This is a genomic window from Bacillota bacterium (genome assembly GCA_012837285.1).
Classification (GTDB): Bacteria; Bacillota; DTU030; order DUMP01; family DUMP01; genus DUNI01.
Genome location: DURJ01000010.1, coordinates 1 through 2,647, shown reverse-complemented (window position 1 = coordinate 2,647; position 2,647 = coordinate 1). Strand labels below are relative to the sequence as shown.

Here is a 2,647-nt window from a genome sequence, read left to right as displayed (position 1 = left end):
TTATAGCCGATGATGCTGAGATGAGGAAAAAGGTGCGGGATCTTACATATAGGAAAGGCATGGTTTCCTCCAGCGGTACCAACGACCAGGCGTCTGTTTATTCCATGTACTTTGATTTTCGTGAACCGGTGGCCAAAATCGTGCCCCACCGCATTTTGGCCCTCAATCGGGGCGAAAAAGAAAAAGCGCTGGCAGTGAAGATTGAAGTTCCGGAAGAAACGATAATAGCCACGATCCAATCCAGCTATCTCCGGCTGGACTCCCCGACAGCCCAGTTGGTGGCTCAGGCGGCGCAGGACGCATACAAACGCCTTATTGGCCCGGCCATAGAGCGAGAAATCCGTAACCTCCTTACGGACAAAGCGGAAAGCCAAGCTCTGGACGTTTTTGCCCGCAACCTCAAGAATTTGCTCCTTACACCCCCGGTAAAAGGGAAAGTTATCATGGGCTTTGACCCTGCTTACCGGACAGGGTGCAAAATAGCTGTGGTCGATCCTTCGGGTATGCTGCTGGCCCATGCTGTTTGCTATCCCACTCCACCGCAGAACAAAATTGCCGAGGCCAAGCAAATTCTCCTGGATCTCATGGATCAGTACCAGGTAGACGTTGTCTCCTTAGGCAACGGCACTGCCTCTCGGGAAAGTGAGAGATTCTTGGCTGATGTAATAAAGGACGCCAATCGGCCAGTAAGCTATGTCATTGTAAGTGAGGCCGGAGCATCGGTCTACTCGGCGTCTAAACTAGGAAGCGAAGAGTTTCCCCATCTGGACGTCTCATTTCGCGGGGCCGTCTCCATTGCCCGCCGGCTTCAAGACCCGCTGGCCGAACTGGTAAAGATCGATCCCAAGTCGCTCGGGGTGGGTCAGTATCAACACGATGTAAACCAAAAGAAACTGACGGAAAAGCTGGCCGGGGTGGTAGAGGATTGTGTTAACAACGTCGGTGTCGATGTGAACACTGCTTCACCGTCCCTGCTCAGCTACGTCAGCGGCATCACAGCCAGCGTGGCCCAAAACTTGGTAAAATACAGAGAAGAGCAAGGCTTGATAAGATCACGCCCGGAGCTGCTCCGTGTCCCCTGGCTGGGCCCCAAAGCTTTTGAACAGTGTGCCGGTTTTCTAAGGATCCCGGAAAGCGAAAACATCTTAGACAATACCGGCGTGCATCCCGAAAGTTACAGTGTGGCCGAGAAAATCATGGCACTTTATCCTCTGCCGGAACTTCCGCGTAAGAGTTTCTCGACAGAGGAAATATCTAAGTTAGCCCAAACGCTAAGCGTGGGCGTTCCCACCTTACGTGATATCATAACCGAACTTAAAAAACCGGGGCGGGATCCCCGGGAGGAACTGCCGGCGCCAATGTTCCGCACCGATATTTTGGAGCTAAAAGATCTAAAACCGGAGATGATCCTCTGGGGCACCGTACGCAACATCACCGACTTCGGCGCCTTTATCGACCTGGGTGTGCACCAAGACGGCTTGGCCCACATCTCTGAGCTCAGCGACCGCTTCGTCCACTCACCCTTTGATGTAGTAAACGTCGGCGACGTAGTTAAAGTGCGAGTGCTATCGGTAGAGCCGGAACGCAACCGTATCGGATTATCACTGAAAGGTGTCTAAAAGTAAGTGCAAGCAGTACCAGCAACATCACATCCGTTGCCCAAAGCTCCCTCGCTGGGTGGATGAAAGAACAAGGAGGGCTAGAGACAATGACCCTAAGTAAATGTCGGCTCTGCGGCGGAAAAGTGGAAAAGCATACCGTTAGCGTAGAAAACTGGTGGGGCGATACCTTTGCCATTGTTGAAAACGTGCCGGCCTGGGTGTGCAACGATTGCGGCGAGCAGTACTTTGATGCCGACACTAGCATTGAACTAGATAAGATGCGAAACAAAGCCCCATCGAAACCGAAGCGCATTCTGCAGGTCCCTGTTTATCAATACAAAGCAGAGTAGTGGTTATGTTCCTAGCTCTGGCCCTGACCAAGGAAAGTTTTAAGGTAGGTTAGGGCCTGTTTATTTATGCTCAGATGGCTCTACTTTCCCCCCAACACAGATATCAGAATCTCGGTGGGATTGAGGATAGGTATATTCAGGGCTACTAATGATGCGTACACTGTAGCCACTAACCACAGCGGTAAGAAAGCTGCTAGCTCCCCCCATTGCTTTTCCTTAAGGAGAAGGGGTAGCTGGATAGCGAGTATTAATGCCATAATCGCCAGTACTGCTAGTACTTTTAGCAATGTCCGGACAGCCCCCTCTACTTAATCCAACTGGCTCCTTAATCAATCAACATCTAACCCCCGTACTCCAAGCCCTGCTTCGTTGTCATCTTCAGTTGCTTGGCTCCAGCGAGGAAGTATTGTTTAAGATCCTTCGCCTTCGCTCAGGATGACATGCTCAGGATGACAGAATAACATGTTCAGGATGACAAGAATAATGTTCTCCTACTTTATCCCTGCCGGCTCTTTGATTAGACCGGACACTGTGATCTTGGCCCTCACATCTAGTTCCACGTCCAGCTTGGAGAACATTTCTGGCCATCTGGGTTCCAACCGCTCCCACTCCTTGGGCTTCAGACGATAAATACCGTTGCCAAAGCCAAAGATATCGCTGTTTAGTTCCTGAGCCCGGCGCACCGCAAGCATTATT

The 2,647-nt window shown here is 51.2% G+C and carries 4 protein-coding genes; 2 read left to right on the top strand and 2 right to left on the bottom strand.

From position 1 onward, the window contains the following. Both GX016_00730 and GX016_00725 read left to right on the top strand, forming a co-directional pair. Positions 1-1,619 (top strand): S1 RNA-binding domain-containing protein (locus tag GX016_00730; GenBank protein ID HHT70086.1); only part of this gene is annotated, 1,619 nt, incomplete at its 5' end. An 89-nt stretch (positions 1,620-1,708) separates the two neighbouring features. Next, positions 1,709-1,951 (top strand): type II toxin-antitoxin system MqsA family antitoxin, encoded by a 243-nt coding sequence (locus GX016_00725; protein ID HHT70085.1) that lies wholly within the window; start codon positions 1,709-1,711, stop codon positions 1,949-1,951. An 80-nt stretch (positions 1,952-2,031) separates the two neighbouring features. On the opposite strand, the gene GX016_00720 is transcribed toward GX016_00725, so the two are convergent. Next, positions 2,032-2,238 (bottom strand): hypothetical protein, encoded by a 207-nt coding sequence (locus tag GX016_00720; GenBank protein HHT70084.1) that lies wholly within the window; start codon positions 2,236-2,238, stop codon positions 2,032-2,034. Positions 2,239-2,442: 204 nt separating this feature from the next. Next, on the bottom strand, positions 2,443-2,647 hold a 205-nt coding region (locus tag GX016_00715), incomplete at its 5' end, for a Ger(x)C family spore germination protein (GenBank protein HHT70083.1).

What these genes read in the sequence shown, in the direction of transcription:
- GX016_00725 (HHT70085.1), top strand. Translation starts at nt 1,709, where the DNA reads ATGACCCTAAGTAAATGTCGGCTCTGCGGCGGAAAAGTGGAAAAGCAT.